The 14,070-nt window shown below is 60.8% G+C and carries 16 protein-coding genes; 8 read left to right on the top strand and 8 right to left on the bottom strand.

The window, feature by feature from the left end; all coding sequences use genetic code 11:
• Positions 1-187: 187 nt before the first annotated feature.
• Positions 188-1,387 carry a Hint domain-containing protein gene (locus D3P04_RS23755; RefSeq protein ID WP_232845057.1) on the top strand — a complete coding sequence of 400 codons (1,200 nt, stop codon included), beginning with the start codon at positions 188-190 and terminating at the stop codon, positions 1,385-1,387.
• Between the two features lie 42 nt (positions 1,388-1,429).
• Entirely contained in the window at positions 1,430-1,912 is a 483-nt protein-coding gene (locus tag D3P04_RS17090) for a GNAT family N-acetyltransferase (protein ID WP_119751007.1), read from the top strand.
• Positions 1,913-1,930: 18 nt separating this feature from the next.
• Here D3P04_RS17090 and D3P04_RS17085 read toward each other — a convergent pair whose 3' ends face one another.
• The 8 genes from D3P04_RS17085 to D3P04_RS17050 all read right to left on the bottom strand — a co-directional run bounded on the left by D3P04_RS17085 (position 1,931) and on the right by D3P04_RS17050 (position 8,492).
• Positions 1,931-2,701 (bottom strand): squalene/phytoene synthase family protein, encoded by a 771-nt coding sequence (locus D3P04_RS17085; protein WP_182912907.1) that lies wholly within the window; start codon positions 2,699-2,701, stop codon positions 1,931-1,933.
• A gap of 27 nt (positions 2,702-2,728) precedes the next feature.
• Positions 2,729-4,144 (bottom strand): cysteine--tRNA ligase, encoded by a 1,416-nt coding sequence (cysS, locus tag D3P04_RS17080; protein WP_119751003.1) that lies wholly within the window; start codon positions 4,142-4,144, stop codon positions 2,729-2,731.
• A 140-nt stretch (positions 4,145-4,284) separates the two neighbouring features.
• Positions 4,285-5,655, bottom strand: coding sequence for a glutamate--cysteine ligase (locus tag D3P04_RS17075; RefSeq protein WP_119751002.1), 1,371 nt, complete (start codon positions 5,653-5,655; stop codon positions 4,285-4,287).
• 15 nt (positions 5,656-5,670) lie between these two features.
• Positions 5,671-6,231 carry a hypothetical protein gene (locus tag D3P04_RS17070; protein WP_119751000.1) on the bottom strand — a complete coding sequence of 187 codons (561 nt, stop codon included), beginning with the start codon at positions 6,229-6,231 and terminating at the stop codon, positions 5,671-5,673.
• 40 nt (positions 6,232-6,271) lie between these two features.
• On the bottom strand, positions 6,272-6,706 hold the full coding sequence (locus D3P04_RS17065; protein WP_119750999.1) for a molybdenum cofactor biosynthesis protein MoaE: 435 nt from the start codon (positions 6,704-6,706) through the stop codon (positions 6,272-6,274).
• 3 nt (positions 6,707-6,709) lie between these two features.
• A complete protein-coding gene (gene moaD, locus D3P04_RS17060) occupies positions 6,710-6,958 on the bottom strand; it encodes a molybdopterin converting factor subunit 1 (protein WP_182912911.1) in 249 nt (82 codons plus the stop codon).
• Positions 6,951-7,583: a CDP-diacylglycerol--glycerol-3-phosphate 3-phosphatidyltransferase gene (gene pgsA / locus D3P04_RS17055; RefSeq protein WP_119750995.1), complete on the bottom strand. Its 633-nt coding sequence runs from the start codon at positions 7,581-7,583 to the stop codon at positions 6,951-6,953. The genes moaD and pgsA overlap by 8 nt, the downstream gene beginning before the upstream one ends.
• A 114-nt stretch (positions 7,584-7,697) precedes the next feature.
• Positions 7,698-8,492 carry a hypothetical protein gene (locus tag D3P04_RS17050; RefSeq protein WP_147391953.1) on the bottom strand — a complete coding sequence of 265 codons (795 nt, stop codon included), beginning with the start codon at positions 8,490-8,492 and terminating at the stop codon, positions 7,698-7,700.
• 38 nt (positions 8,493-8,530) lie between these two features.
• Between D3P04_RS17050 and D3P04_RS17045 the strand changes: the two genes are divergently transcribed.
• The 6 genes from D3P04_RS17045 to D3P04_RS17020 are packed head-to-tail and all read left to right on the top strand — an operon-like array spanning position 8,531 to position 13,967.
• On the top strand, positions 8,531-9,676 hold the full coding sequence (locus D3P04_RS17045) for a D-alanyl-D-alanine carboxypeptidase family protein (RefSeq protein ID WP_119750992.1): 1,146 nt from the start codon (positions 8,531-8,533) through the stop codon (positions 9,674-9,676).
• Positions 9,676-10,272, top strand: a complete 597-nt coding sequence (tmk, locus tag D3P04_RS17040; protein WP_119750990.1) for a dTMP kinase — start codon at positions 9,676-9,678, stop codon at positions 10,270-10,272. Before D3P04_RS17045 ends, tmk begins: the two co-directional genes overlap by 1 nt.
• Positions 10,269-11,381: a DNA polymerase III subunit delta' gene (locus D3P04_RS17035; protein ID WP_119750989.1), complete on the top strand. Its 1,113-nt coding sequence runs from the start codon at positions 10,269-10,271 to the stop codon at positions 11,379-11,381. Before tmk ends, D3P04_RS17035 begins: the two co-directional genes overlap by 4 nt.
• A gap of 8 nt (positions 11,382-11,389) precedes the next feature.
• Complete coding sequence (locus D3P04_RS17030) at positions 11,390-12,199, top strand: TatD family hydrolase (RefSeq protein WP_119750987.1); 810 nt, start codon at positions 11,390-11,392, stop codon at positions 12,197-12,199.
• On the top strand, positions 12,196-13,026 hold the full coding sequence (locus tag D3P04_RS17025; protein ID WP_119750986.1) for an MBL fold metallo-hydrolase: 831 nt from the start codon (positions 12,196-12,198) through the stop codon (positions 13,024-13,026). Before D3P04_RS17030 ends, D3P04_RS17025 begins: the two co-directional genes overlap by 4 nt.
• On the top strand, positions 13,023-13,967 hold the full coding sequence (locus tag D3P04_RS17020; RefSeq protein ID WP_119750984.1) for an AEC family transporter: 945 nt from the start codon (positions 13,023-13,025) through the stop codon (positions 13,965-13,967). The genes D3P04_RS17025 and D3P04_RS17020 overlap by 4 nt, the downstream gene beginning before the upstream one ends.
• Positions 13,968-14,070 lie beyond the last annotated feature (103 nt).

Below are 14,070 nucleotides of genomic sequence, written 5' to 3'. Positions count from 1 at the left end.
GGGACGAAGATCGCGGCAGGCGCGATGCGATCAGGTATTCCCACATTCGGATTCTGCATCCACTCCCTGACGCATACCGATATTTCGCCAGTTCGAATTAACGATTCGCTAACTAAGTTTCGCTAGGCATCCCATTGACAGGGGGCGACCTCGCTACCCGTGGCAATGGTGAAATGCGAGACAGGCAATGCAATATAAAATTCTGATGCTGAACTTCGATACTCCGGTACCGGTCGGAAATGTCGGGTTTTCGACGCGCGTCCCGTGGGGAAACATGGTCCCAAGCAGATCTCCGGGCCTCTATCCGCCCACGAACGCCAATCGTGAATTCGATCCTGCCACATCCTTCCGCCTTGGCTCCCTGCAAGAACGTTATATCATCCTGAACGATGACGATACGGTTCTGCATGACGGCATCGGCGCCCCCGGAGAAACGGGGCAGACGTTGGCCACCACGAATGCCACATTCGGCGATGGCACGCCCTTTCCCGCAGGAACGCAGCTGGCCGGTTATCTTGGGTCCCGGCTGATTGACGAAGACGGCAACATCTTCCGTTTACAGTTTCCGCGGGAATTCGAGCAATATGACAGCGGCAGATTTCTGGGCGGAATGCATTCGGTGCTGGTCTTCCCGGAACCACGGTTCGATGAAACCGGCAACAGCTATCTGCCGGAATTCAACGCAGAGAAAAGCTTCAGCCTGCTGGAGATCGCATCGCAGGACAGACATGCCGATGCGACGCTGCCTCAGTTAACCACGAAAGCCCCGTGTTTCACCCAAGGCACGATGATCCTGACCACTGCCGGTCCCCGCGCGATTGAGACGCTTCGCGCGGGTGATCTGATCCCGACCCGCGACCACGGTGCCCGCCACATCCGCTGGATCGGTGGCCGCTACCTTGATCCGCGACAGCTTGACCTGCAACCGAATCTGCGCCCGATCCTGATCCGTGCGGATGCTCTTGGTCCCGGAACGCCGCAGCAGGATCTGATCGTTTCGCCCCAGCATCGGATTCTGGTCATCTCGAAAATCGCGCGGCGCATGTTTGACGAGGACGAAATCCTTGTGGCGGCCAAGCATCTGACCACGCTTCCGGGAATCGAAGCCATCCATCCGGAAAACGGCGTCAGCTACTGGCATATGCTGTTCGACAAACATGAACTGGTGTTTTCGAACGGAAGCTGGACGGAAAGCCTTTTTACCGGTCCGCAGGCATTGCAGGGCGTTACCGAATCCGCCCGGCGCGAAATCTTCACGTTATTCCCGGAACTCGCCCAGCTGGATTATCGTCCTTGCCCGGTCCGGCGTCTCCTGAACGGACATGAGGGGCGCAAACTCGCCGAGCGTCATCTGAAGAACGGAAAGCCGCTCGCCGATAAAATCTGAAACGGCTTGTCATCGTGGCTTGCGATACATAATCAGCATATTATGGCGCAGATCACCATTCGCGATGCAAGATTTCCCGATGACGCCCCGGATTTGCTTCGGCTTTTCCGCGAATATGTGGACTGGCTTGGCGTAGATCTGGGCTTTCAGGGTTTCGAAGCCGAGTTTGCCAGTCTGCCCGGCAAATATGCCCGGCCTGACGGTTGCGCATTGCTGGCGAAAAATACCAGCGATCAGGCGATCGGCTGCGTCGCGATGCGGCCTCTGAAAGTCGATATATGCGAAATGAAACGGCTTTATCTGCGCCCCGAGGCACGTGGAACCGGCTTGGGCCGCGGATTGGCCGAAAGCGTGATGCAGGTGGCGCGACAGGCGGGATATCGGCGTATGGTGCTGGATACGCTCGATCATATGCAGGACGCCCTGCGCCTGTATGACCGGCTTGGGTTTCAGCGGATCGCGCCTTATTATCACAACCCAATCCCCGGCGCGGTTTATCTGGGACGAGATCTTGGCCCCGCCTGACCTGTGCCGACGCTCCGGTTAGATCCACCACCGCCCGGTCAGAGCGAATTTGGCCAGCGAAGCCCGGCGTGCTATCGGCGCAGGCGCGTAAGTCTGACGGAAACAATCGATCCGCCCCCGCGCCACCTGATCCAGAAAATGCGCAGCACGCGGGCCGGGATAAAGGGCTGCGGCCAGGTCGCGCGGAATTCGGCGGCGGTCCGATGCCGCCCGGCGCATCGCCTCAAGCCCCTGCGCCGCCAGTTCCTGTATCTGCTCCGGACGCTCATGCGCCAATCCCAGCCCCAATTGCCGGAGTTCCGGCAACGCCCGCAACCAGGCGGCCAGCCCTGCGCCCAAAGCCTGATCGGCAACGATCGCGCGCTGTTCTTCTGTTGCGCCCAGACGACAGGCCGCGCGCCACATCAATCCGCCCGAGCTCGCAGCGATATAATCAATTACATCAGCGGGCAGATCGAAAGGCACCCTCTCGCAATCCCGCCGCCGCGCTTCGGCCAGCGCCGTCAACGCTCCGGCATCCTGACCCCACTCATTCCAAAGCGGAGTCAGGACATCATGCAGGGGCGGCGTAATGCCCGATCCCATCTCGGCCAGACGTTCGATCCACCATTGCAACCGCATCTCGGCAAGCATCGGCTCGGCGGATTGGAAGGGCGCACGGGCAATCTCAAGATTTAGTGCATAAAGGGTGACAAGTGCAGGCCGTTTCTGTGGCGCAGCGGTCAACAGCGCCCCGAAACGATCCGGGTCGTGCTGGCGAAGCAATTCGGTGCAGGCTTCAAGGGTCACATCAATGGCAATCCGGCTTGGAGCACATCACTGCCCCCACCGTTTCAAGGCCCCGGCAAGCTGCTCGGACAATTCCGCGGTCCGGTCCTGCGAGAATGGCTGGATGAAGTTGAAACCGGCGCTTCCATCCTTTTCGGCAACCAGTCTGATCCCGACAGAGGCCATCTCATCGCGCAGCGTATCGGCCTTTGAAAACTCTTTGGCATTGCGCAACTCGCGCCAGAGCCGGCAGATTTCGGCGATCTTCTCTGCAATCTCATCCTGAAGCGGCGCATCATCCGCCCATGCCCCCATCTCAGGCAACAGAAGTCCCAGCATGCGCGCCGATGCCAGCAGCCCTGCCGCATCGCCCTGCCCGGCCAGTTCGTGCAACGCGGCAATGGCGCCTGCCGTGTTAAGATCATCGGCAAGCGCATCGATGACAGCAGGTGCCGGACCTGATGCAGGTTCGGTACCGTCAGTAAGGCCGCGCCACCGCCGAAGCACCGCTTCGGCGTCCTTCGCCTTCGCATCGGTCCAGTCCATCGGTTTGCGGTAATGGGTGGACAGCATCACGAAGCGAATCACCTCGCCCGGCACGTCACGTTCCAGAAGATCGCGGACGGTAAAGAAATTGCCCAGTGATTTGGACATTTTCTTGCCCTCGACCTGTAACATCTCGTTATGCAACCAGACCTTCGCGAAATCCCCTTCGGGATGGGCGCAGCAGCTTTGTGCGACCTCGTTCTCGTGATGCGGGAATTGCAGATCGATCCCGCCGCCATGAATGTCAAATGTATCCCCCAGAAGCGCCCGCGACATGGCCGAGCACTCGATATGCCAGCCCGGTCTTCCCCGTCCCCACGGGCTGTCCCAGCCCGGCGTATCCGCATCCGAAGGCTTCCACAGCACGAAATCCATCGGGTCGCGCTTGAAGGGCGCCACCTCGACCCGCGCGCCCGCGATCATGTCATCGACCGACCGGCCCGACAGCCGCCCATATTCGGGGAAAGAGCGCACATCGAACAGCACATGACCCTCGGCGGCATAGGCATGGCCCTGCGTCATCAGCAATTCGATCATCTCGACCATCTCGGCGATATAATCCGTCGCGCGTGGCTCGTGATCGGGGCGAAGCGCGCCGATCGCATCCATGTCCTGATGATACCAGCCGATCGTCTCTTCGGTCAGATCGCGGATCGAGCGGCCAAGCGCAGCCGCCCGGTCGTTGATCTTGTCCTCGACATCGGTGAAATTGCGCACATAGGTCACCTGATCCGGGCCGTAGACATGATGCAGCAACCGGACCAGCACATCGAAAACCAGAACCGGACGCGCATTGCCCAGATGCGCCCGGTCATAGACCGTCGGCCCACAAAGATACAGCCGCACATTCTCCGCATCCAGCGGCATGAACAGCTCTTTCTTTCGTGTACGTGTATTCGTCAGCCTGATCTCGACCATGTTACGCCTTTCCTGCCGGACGGCAGGCTTCTAACGCAATCCGGAACCCACGGAAACCGCTCCGGGCTTCTTCTTCGCAATAAATATCCTTTGGGGGTCCGGGGAGTGAAGCACTCCCCAGCTGACGCGGATAATCTGCGTTAATAGGAATATTCTGCATAGATATGTGACAGATCGCCCTGCCAGTCACCATGATAGCGTTCCAGCAATTCATCGGCCGGAACCTTGCCCGTATCGACGCTTTCCCGAAGCGCGTTCAGGAAATGCGTTTCATCCGGGACCAGCCCGCCGGCACCGGCGCGCGCGCGGCGTTTCAGCCCCTGTTCGGCAATCGCCAGCACCTCACGCGCCAGATCGTGAATCCGGAGGTTTCCGACAACTCCGGCAAGCGCATCCTTGCCCGCCGCATGGCGCAAGCCCTCGCGGGTCGCATCATCCCATCCCTTGACCAGATCCCAGGCTGCATCAAGCGCCTGCTGATCGTAAATCAGCCCGACCCAGAAGGCCGGCAATGCGCAAAGCCTGCGCCACGGCCCGCCATCCGCGCCGCGCATCTCGATGAATTTCTTCACGCGCGCTTCGGGGAAAACCGTGGTCAGGTGATCGGCCCAATCCGACAGCGTCGGGATCTCGCCCGGAAGCGCAGGCAGACGGCCGTCCAGAAAATCACGGAAGCTCTGACCGAGTGCATCAATATATTTACCGTCGCGATAGACGAAATACATCGGTACATCCAGAACGTAATCGACCCAGGCTTCATAGCCGAAACCGTCCTTGAACACGAAAGGCAGCATCCCTGTCCGCGCATCATCGAGATTCTGCCAGATATGGGCGCGCCAGCTTTTCATGCCGTTGGGCTTGCCATCGAGAAAGGGAGAATTGGCGAAAAGCGCATTCGCGACCGGTTGCAGCGACAGCGCGACGCGCAGTTTCTGCACCATATCCGCTTCCGAGCCGAAATCGAGATTCACCTGCACCGTGCATGTCCGGTACATCATCTGCGTGCCCAATGTGCCCACGCGCCCCATGTAATCGGTCATCAGCCGGTAACGCCCCTTGGGCATCATCGGCATCTGATCCTGAGACCAGATCGGCGCGGCACCCAGCCCGATGAACCCGGCACCGATGGAATCGGCAACCGTCTTCACCTCGGCCAGATGCTGGTTCACCTCGTCGCAGGTCTGGTGAATCGTTTCCAGAGGCGCGCCCGACAGTTCAAGCTGCCCGCCCGGCTCAAGGCTGATATTCGCGCCGTTCCGTTCCAGCCCGATGATATTGTCCTGCTCGAAAATCGGCTGCCAGCCGAAACGCTCTTGCAACCCGGTCAGCATGGCCTTGATCGAGCAGTCGCCCTCATAGGGCAATGGCAGCTTCCTGTCCTTGCAGTAGCCGAATTTCTCGTGCTCGGTACCGATTCGCCATGCGTCACGGGGTTTCTCACCCGAGGCGATATAGTCGATCAGTTGATCGCGGTGCTCGATCGGGCCACCGCCCTGCTGTGGAATGGACATGGCGATGAGGCCCTTTCAAGATTGATCTGTGTCACAGGTGGCAACAGGACCCGGCCGAGTCAACCCGCCACGACCGGGCCTCGTCCAAACGGTGCGCATGGCGTCCCGCTGTTCACCCAGATGCGCCAGTGCAGCAGAGAGCAGCCCCATTTCCAATCCGGGCAATGCGGTGAAAGCATGCGCCAACGCTTCGGCGCCTGCGGCGTCGACCGGAACCAGCAGCGCCTCGTTCAAATCGGAACGCAAGCGCCAATAGCCCCGCCCATTCAGACGCAGCAGCCGGATTTCCGTCAGGTCCCGCAAGGCGATCTCGCCACCCGGAACCGTGGCATCATAATAGCGGACCGTTCCCTCATCGATCTCGACCACGCCAGGTGCCGCGATCCTGCGGCGGAAGGGCAGTCTTTGCCATGCGCCGATCAGCAGCGCCGCCCCCACCAAAATGACCAATCCCCCAAGCAGGGCAAGAAACCAGCCGCCACGAAACGCCAGCCACAGACCCGCCAGAGATATGAACCCTGCGATCAGCAGTTCGGACCAGCGTGAAAGAAATTTGCGCAATTCCGGGCGGATCACGGATGGCAACCCCGAACAGCTATCTGGGCAAAGAAACAACTCACCAGCGTTTCAGCGAGGTTTCGTCACTGTCCCTTGCATCGACCCATGCGCCGCCGCCATCGGCGGATAGCTCGCGTTTCCAGAAGGGCGCACGGGATTTCAGCCAGTCCATCAGATAATCAGCCGCGTCGAATGCCGCGCGGCGGTGGCGAGCCGCGGTAGCGACCATCATGATCTGTTCGCCCACCGCCAAACGGCCGTGACGATGAAGGATCCGCCAGTCGGTCAGCTTGAACCGGCTGGCGGCCTGTTGGCCGTAATCGTTCAGGATCCGTTCGGTCATGCCGGGATAATGCTCGATCTCAAGCGCCGTCATCTGCCCCGTATCATCACGCACCACGCCCGAAAAGGTCACGACCGCGCCAGCGCCCTTTCCGAAGCCGCGCAGCTCGGCGGCAAGATCGAAAGGCGCGGTCTGGACGCGGGCGGACATGGCTCAGCCTCCGGTCATGGGTGGGAAGAAGGCGACTTCGCGAACCTCGTTCAGTGATGTGTCCAGCTCGGCCAGCTGCTGATCCACGGCGCAGCGAACCGCCGACATGTCGGAGAATGCGGCGGCGTGCCATTCATCCATCGCGGCCAGCTCGGCCACGAGATCGCGCACCGTGGCGGCACTGGTCTCGATCCGCTCGCGGGGCTGGCCGATACGTTCGCGCAGCCACGCGAAATACAGGACGTCAAGCATCATCTTTCGGCCCTCGGAGGTAAGGCAGCGCCTTGATGAAATATTCCCAGCCGGTCCAACCGGTGAGGATCGCCGCCAACCAGATCAGCACAAGGCCAAGCTGCGTCGCCAGATCCGACCAACTGTCGGACCAGGGCAGATGCCCTTCGCCGACGAGTGGCGGACGGCCATGTTCCACATATGCCAGCCCGGTACCCAGGAACAGCACCGCGATCGCGACCATCTGGAACGTGGTTTTCCATTTCGCCAGCCTGGTGACTTTCAACAGCCGGGCATTCGCACCCAGAAACTCGCGCAGACCCGAAACGAAGACTTCGCGGAACAGGATCACCGTCACCGGCAGAATCAACCAGGGACTCATGCCTGAATAGCCCGTGATCACAACGATGGCGATCACCACCATCGCCTTGTCGGCGATTGGGTCCATGGCGGCGCCAAAGCGGCTTTCCTGCTGCCAGGCTCGTGCCAGATAACCGTCGAACCAGTCAGTTATCGCCGCAACCAGAAACAGCGCGAGCGCCGCCCAATCCGCCCAGGGACGGTGGAAATACAGAAACATCAGCGGCACGGCAGGTGCCGCAATCAGCCGCAAGAGAGTAAGGATATTCGGAACGGTCCAGCGCATGGCGGCAAGCTAATCCTTGCGACGGCGGTTGGAAAGAGGCAGCGCCTCTTCTCTGACGGTAAAATGACAACTCGCTGGCTGGCGCAAGACCGGAAGTGGTATTTCCCAAGAAATTCAGAACCCGCGGTTCCACTCCTCGGGATAAAGTTTGTAATCAAGATTATTGATGGTCAGTTCTATAGCCTTGATCCGGTTTTCGCTGAAATGATGCGTCTGCCGCCCGGTAACCGAAACCGGATCGCCAATGATGGCCGAAGCATCCTCCAGCCCGGCCTGGCGATTACGGCTACGATCGCCCAGTTCGATGGTCCAGTTCACGCCATTGCTGGCCCTGACCTGCAATGTGGGATCGCTGCCGGATATGTTGATATCGGTAATGACAGCATCCAGTCTGGTCAGTTCTTCCTCGAATTCGGCCCAGGGATTGCCGGACATGACGTCGTCCGGCGCGAAAAGGCGCGTCGGGTTTCTATTGATGCCAAAGCACGGAAGATGGGGCATGGCAGCCTCCTCAAGAGTGTGGGTGAGCAGATGTTTACCATAACGCGAATCCACCTCACGGAAGCGGTAAATTTTTACCTTCTGCTCCACATAGACGATATTACGGGTCGAGATTAACGTTTTCGTGAACAAAAGCAGGGGGACAGAGCAATCAGCAAAAAATCGCTTATGAAGGTTCTCTGCGTTCGGAGGGGCATGGCGCCCGGATGCCTGCTGCGACCGAATGACGCGCCCCCCGCAATCTCGAAGCTGGGTGGTATCACCGATTCCACAGGAGGTAATTCGGTGAAAGGTCATGATCGCCCGGAGGGGATTCGCATCGAACGGGGTTGCTTCATATCCTCGCGATAAAAATCCGTTCAAATCAGGGCGCGAATAGCGCAGCCGCGTTGCGGCATGATCGCCCATATAGTAACCATCAATACGTAACTGGCAAAGGACATCCCATGCGCGCATTCCTGCTGAAGCTAATCGCCCTGCTGGCTTTATCCGCTCCGGCTCAGGCATTCGATACGAATGCCCAAACGGCGTGGGTTTATGACATGGCGACCGGCACGGTGTTGATGGAGAAGAATGCGGACCAGCCGATTCCCCCGGCATCGATGTCCAAGCTGATGACGACTTATATGCTGTTCGAGGCGATCCGCGAAGGACGGGTGCAACCGGATACCCGCCTGCCGGTTTCGACAAAGGCGCGACAGATGGGCGGTTCGACCATGTTCCTCAACGAGCAGGACCGGCCGACTGTGGACGAGCTTATCAAGGGCATCATCGTCCTGTCCGGCAATGATGCCTGCGTGGTCGTCGCCGAAGGACTGGCGGGCACTGAAGAGGCATTTTCCCGGCAGATGACCGAAAAGGGCAAGGAACTGGGGCTAACCAATTCCGTCTTCGCCAACTCCTCGGGCTGGCCCGATCCGCGACATCGCATGACGGCCCATGATCTGGGTATTCTGGCGATGCATCTGATCAGCGATTTCCCCGAGCTTTACAAGAATTTCGCCCTGACCGAATTCCCGTTCGACAATCGCGCGCCGGCGAATCGGTTCAACCGTAACCCACTGCTGAAACTGGGGATCGGAGCGGATGGCCTGAAAACCGGCCACACGCAGGAGGCCGGTTACGGGCTGGTCGGATCGGCCGTGCAGGATGGCCGCCGGGTCATTTTCGTCATCACCGGGCTGCAAAGCGATTCCGCCCGCGCCGAAGAGGCAGAACGGATCGTCAATTGGGCATTCCGTCAGTTCACGATGGAAACATTGGTTCCGGCGGGCGAAACCGTGGTCGAGGCTCCGGTCTGGCTGGGTACCCTCCCCAAAGTAGGGTTGACGACGAAGGACGGGGCGAATGTGCTGGTTCCGGCAGGCGCTCAGGATCAGGTGAAGGTCGAAGCGGTTTACAATTCCCCCATTCCCGCGCCGATCGCCAAGGGTGACCAACTGGGGCAGCTTGTGGTGACGGTTCCGGGGGCCAAGAACGCGGTCACGCCTTTGCTTGCCGCGCAGGATGTGCCGGAAGCGGGTTTCATGGGCAGGATGAAAGGCGCGGTCCTGCGCCTGGGCTCCAGGGCCATCGACGCCGTGGGCGGCTGATGTTCATCAGCTTCGAGGGAATCGACGGCTGCGGAAAATCCTCGCAAGCGCAAATGCTGGCAGAGGCGTTGCGGGCCGAGGGGCGTGACGTGATTCTGACCCGCGAACCCGGCGGCAGCGCCGGGGCGGAGGAAATCCGCAGGCTTCTGGTCGAGGGTGCAGGTGAACGCTGGTCGCCCGAGACTGAATGCCTGCTGTTCACCGCTGCCCGTCGCGATCACCTTGAACGCAGGATCCTTCCGGCACTGGAACAGGGGCAGGTCGTGGTTACGGATCGCTTCGCGGATTCGACCCGGGTTTATCAGGGCGTGGCGCGTGGTGATCTGCGCGAACTGGTGGACCGGTTGCATGATCTGATGATCATGACGGAACCAGACCGGACCTTCGTGATCGATATCGACCCGGCAACCGCCCTGGCACGCGGCAAGGCGCGTGGCGGAACCGAGGATCGCTTCGAAAGCCTTGGCCTCGACTTTCAGGAAAAGCTGGCGAAGGGGTTCCGGGCATTGGCGCAGGAATATCCCAAACGGGTGCGACTGATCGACGGCAGCGGCAATATCGCTGATGTCGCCGCCCGCGTCCGGGCCGCGTTATGAGTACGGATCCGCAGGATATCCCCGAACCCGACCGGGTTCCCGGCGCACCGCATCCGCGCATGACCAACCGGGTCATCGGACAGGATCACGCCATCGCCGATTTCGTCGAGGCGGCCAAGGGAGGGCGGCTGCATCACGCATGGCTGCTGACCGGGCCGCGTGGCGTCGGCAAGGCCACCTTGGCCTGGGCGATTGCCCGCTGGCTGATCTCAGGCGAGAAAAGCGGCGATCTCAGCGTCGCGGAAGACGATCCCGCCGCGCGCCGGATCCGCGCGCTGTCCGAGCCGGGGCTGCAACTGATCCGCCGTCCTTGGGATGACAAGGCGGGCCGATTGCGGGCCGAGATCACCGTGGACGAGATCCGGAAACTTCTGTCTTTCTTTCATCTGTCATCCTCCGAAGGCGGCTGGCGCATTGCCATTATCGACGCCGCCGACGAGATGAATACCGCCGCCGCCAATGCGTTGCTGAAAGTGCTGGAAGAACCCCCTGCAAACGGGCTGATCCTGATGATCGCGCATCAGCCGGCACGGCTTCTGCCAACCATCCGGTCACGTTGCCGGCTACTGCGCCTGAACCCCCTGACACCGGAATTGATGACCGATGTGCTGGCCGGGTTGGACGTAAAGGAAGATGCCGAGGCGCTGGCGGCGCTCTCTGACGGTTCCGTCGGCGAGGCGCTCAGGCTTTCCGGGCAGGACGGGCTTGCCCGTTATCAGCAGATTGTTGACCTATTCACCACCCTGCCCCGGCTTGACCGGTTGGCGGCTGCGAAGCTTTCCGATCAGGCGGCGGGGCGGGCCAATGCCGATGGCGATCCTTTCGATCTGACGACGACGCTGCTGGATCGCTTCCTGTCCCGGACCGCCCGCACCGGGCTGATGGGTGCGCCGCTTCCGCAGGCGGCAAATGGCGAAGGCGCCCTGCTGACGCGGCTTTCGCCCGACGATCTGGCGGCGCGGGACTGGGCCGATGCCCAGGCAAGACTGTCGGCGCGTGCCCGCGCGGGACGGGCGGTCAACCTTGACCCTGCCGCTCTGGTGATGGATATGCTGACGGAACTGGCGCATCTGCCGCCTGCGCAATCCGCACGCCCAGCCAAGAGTTGACCTGCCTCATGACCCAAGCGGCCCCTGTCTCGCCGATCGTCGATAGCCACTGCCATCTGGATTTCCCCGATTTCGACGGCGAACGCGACGCTTTGGTTGCCCGCGCGCGCGAGGCCGGCGTCACCCGCATGGTCACGATCTGCACCCGATTGCGGAACGAGCCGCAGGTCCGCGCCCTGTCGGAAACCTATGACGAAGTATTCTATGCTGCGGGCACCCATCCGATGAGCGCGGCGGAAGAGCCGATGGCGACGGTCGGGGAACTGGTCGCATTGGCAAATCATCCCAAACTCGTGGGCATCGGCGAAACCGGCCTTGATTATCATTACACCGCCGAAAGCGCGAAGCTTCAGCAGGAAAGCCTGCTTATCCATATCGAGGCCGCGCGCCGCACCGGCCTGCCGCTGATCATCCATGCCCGCGCCGCCGATGAGGATATGGCCCGCATCCTGTCGGATGAATACCGCGCCGGTACTTTCACCTGCGTCATGCATTGCTTCAGTTCGGGGCCGGCGCTTGCACAGGCGGCGCTTGATCTTGGCTTCTATCTGTCCATGTCCGGAATCGCCGCCTTTCCGAAATCGGCGGAACTGCGCGAAATCTTTGCCGCCGCACCCGTCGACCGCATTCTGGTCGAGACAGACAGCCCCTATCTCGCTCCGCCGCCCTATCGCGGCAAACGGAACGAACCGGCTTACGCCGCCAAAACCGCCGCAGTCGGGGCGGGACTATTCGGCATGGATTACCCCGATTTCGCCCGCCAGACCTCCGAGAATTTCGACCGCCTGTTCTGGAAGGCCGCCGGGGGCAAGGCGTGATCCGCGCGACCATCCTGGGCTGCGGTTCGTCCGGTGGGGTACCGCGGATCGGGGGACGATGGGGGGCATGCGACCCGAACAACCCGAGGAACCGCCGCCGACGCTGTTCACTGCTGGTCGAACGGCATGGGGACAAGGGCGCGACACAGGTGCTGATCGATACCGGTCCCGATCTGGTATCGCAGCTTCTGGATGCCGGGGTCAGCACGCTGGATGCGGTGATCTATTCCCATCCCCATGCCGATCATATCCACGGCATCGATGATCTGCGGCAACCGGTTTACAATGCCCGCCGCATCATGTCGGTCTGGGCCGATCAACCCACGACCGAAGCCCTGATGGAGCGTTTCCGCTATATCTTCGCGGCACCCGAGGGAAGCCATTATCCCCCGATCGCAGAGCTGCATCCGATCGATGGCCCGGTCACCATTGACGGGCCTGGAGGGTCTATCACCTTCCACCCGTTCCGGGTTCAGCATGGCGGCATCACCGCGCTGGGTTTTCGCATCGGCGGTCTGGTCTATCTGCCCGACGTCTCGGAGATCCCCGCAGCCGCATGGACGCTGATCGAAGGCGCGGACATCTTCGTGATCGACGCGCTGCGTCCTCAGCCGCATCCCAGCCACGCCCATATGGCGCAGGCACTGGAATGGATCGCGCGTTCTGGCTGCCGGCGCGGCGTATTGACCAATATGCATATCGATATGGATTACGATAGGGTCATGGCAGAGACCCCGGATCACGTTGTTCCCGCACATGACGGGATGGTGCTGGAAACTTTGTCCGAAGATCCCAGGCTTCCCGCAACAATGGCCGCGCTGCTATGAACGCGCTTCTGACGATCATCCTGCCGGTCTTCCTGGTGGTCGGTTTCGGTTATCTTGTCAGTTGGAGAAAATGGTTCAGCGAAAGCGCGGTGGACGGGCTGATGATATTCGCCCAGAATTTCGCGGTTCCCGTCCTGCTGTTCTCATCGATGGCCCGGCTGAATTTGGGGACCGAGTTCCGCCCATCCATGCTGATTTCATTCTATGTGGGCGCATGGATCAGCTTTTTCGCAGGATGGGCGGGCGCGAAATATCTGCTTAAACGTGCGCCACAGGATTGCGTGGTGATCGGCTTCACCTGCCTGTTCTCGAACACGGTATTGTTGGGAATTCCCATCACCGAGCGCGCCTATGGCCCCGAGGCGCTTGCCGGAAACTGGACCATCATCGCGCTACACTCGCCGCTGTTTTATACATTCGGGATCAGCTTCATGGAGTTTACCCGCGCCAGGGGCAGCGGGATGTCCCTGGGCCGGGTCGCCTTGCGCGCGTTGTCGGGAACGCTGCGCACGCCGATGGTTATCGGAATACTCGCCGGATTTGCGATGAACCTGCTGACGCATGCCGGACTTGTCATGCCCGGCAGCTTCTGGGAAGCGGTAGAAATGATCTCGCACGCGGCCCTGCCTGCGGCGCTGTTCGGTCTTGGAGGAGTTCTTTACCGCTATCGCCCGGAAGGAGACATCTCGGCGATCGTCATGTGCTGCGCCTGTTCACTGATCCTGCATCCGGCCATTGTCTTCGGGATTGGCTCGCTTGTCGGGCTCGATACGGCGGGCATGCGTTCCGGTGTCATGACCGCGTCGATGGCGCCGGGCGTCAATGCCTATCTCTTCGCCAATTTCTACGGAGCAGCCCGCCGTGTCGCCGCTTCCACCGTGTTGATCGGCACCGCGCTGTCGATCCTGAGCATCTGGATGTGGTTGGCGATCCTACCCTGAAACCGGGCCTTTCCGCTTGCCTATGAACCAAGCCTGTGAGTAGTACCCGCCGGAATGAGGCGCTATGCTTCCCGGAACCGCGCAAGGGAAAACGATATGCAAG

Source organism: Paracoccus onubensis, from assembly GCF_003591515.1.
Taxonomy (GTDB): Bacteria; Pseudomonadota; Alphaproteobacteria; order Rhodobacterales; family Rhodobacteraceae; genus Paracoccus; species Paracoccus onubensis.
Note: the sequence above shows the minus strand (reverse complement) of the source record. Positions and strands in the feature narration are given on the sequence as shown.

What these genes read in the sequence shown, in the direction of transcription:
- D3P04_RS17035 (WP_119750989.1), top strand. Translation starts at nt 10,269, where the DNA reads ATGAGTACGGATCCGCAGGATATCCCCGAACCCGACCGGGTTCCCGGC.
- D3P04_RS17050 (WP_147391953.1), bottom strand. Translation starts at nt 8,492, where the DNA reads ATGGGCGATCATGCCGCAACGCGGCTGCGCTATTCGCGCCCTGATTTG.
- D3P04_RS17075 (WP_119751002.1), bottom strand. Translation starts at nt 5,655, where the DNA reads ATGTCCATTCCACAGCAGGGCGGTGGCCCGATCGAGCACCGCGATCAA.
- pgsA (WP_119750995.1), bottom strand. Translation starts at nt 7,583, where the DNA reads ATGCGCTGGACCGTTCCGAATATCCTTACTCTCTTGCGGCTGATTGCG.
- cysS (WP_119751003.1), bottom strand. Translation starts at nt 4,144, where the DNA reads ATGGTCGAGATCAGGCTGACGAATACACGTACACGAAAGAAAGAGCTG.
- D3P04_RS17020 (WP_119750984.1), top strand. Translation starts at nt 13,023, where the DNA reads ATGAACGCGCTTCTGACGATCATCCTGCCGGTCTTCCTGGTGGTCGGT.
- tmk (WP_119750990.1), top strand. Translation starts at nt 9,676, where the DNA reads ATGTTCATCAGCTTCGAGGGAATCGACGGCTGCGGAAAATCCTCGCAA.
- D3P04_RS17090 (WP_119751007.1), top strand. Translation starts at nt 1,430, where the DNA reads ATGGCGCAGATCACCATTCGCGATGCAAGATTTCCCGATGACGCCCCG.
- moaD (WP_182912911.1), bottom strand. Translation starts at nt 6,958, where the DNA reads ATGCTTGACGTCCTGTATTTCGCGTGGCTGCGCGAACGTATCGGCCAG.
- D3P04_RS17065 (WP_119750999.1), bottom strand. Translation starts at nt 6,706, where the DNA reads ATGTCCGCCCGCGTCCAGACCGCGCCTTTCGATCTTGCCGCCGAGCTG.
- D3P04_RS17030 (WP_119750987.1), top strand. Translation starts at nt 11,390, where the DNA reads ATGACCCAAGCGGCCCCTGTCTCGCCGATCGTCGATAGCCACTGCCAT.
- D3P04_RS23755 (WP_232845057.1), top strand. Translation starts at nt 188, where the DNA reads ATGCAATATAAAATTCTGATGCTGAACTTCGATACTCCGGTACCGGTC.
- D3P04_RS17045 (WP_119750992.1), top strand. Translation starts at nt 8,531, where the DNA reads ATGCGCGCATTCCTGCTGAAGCTAATCGCCCTGCTGGCTTTATCCGCT.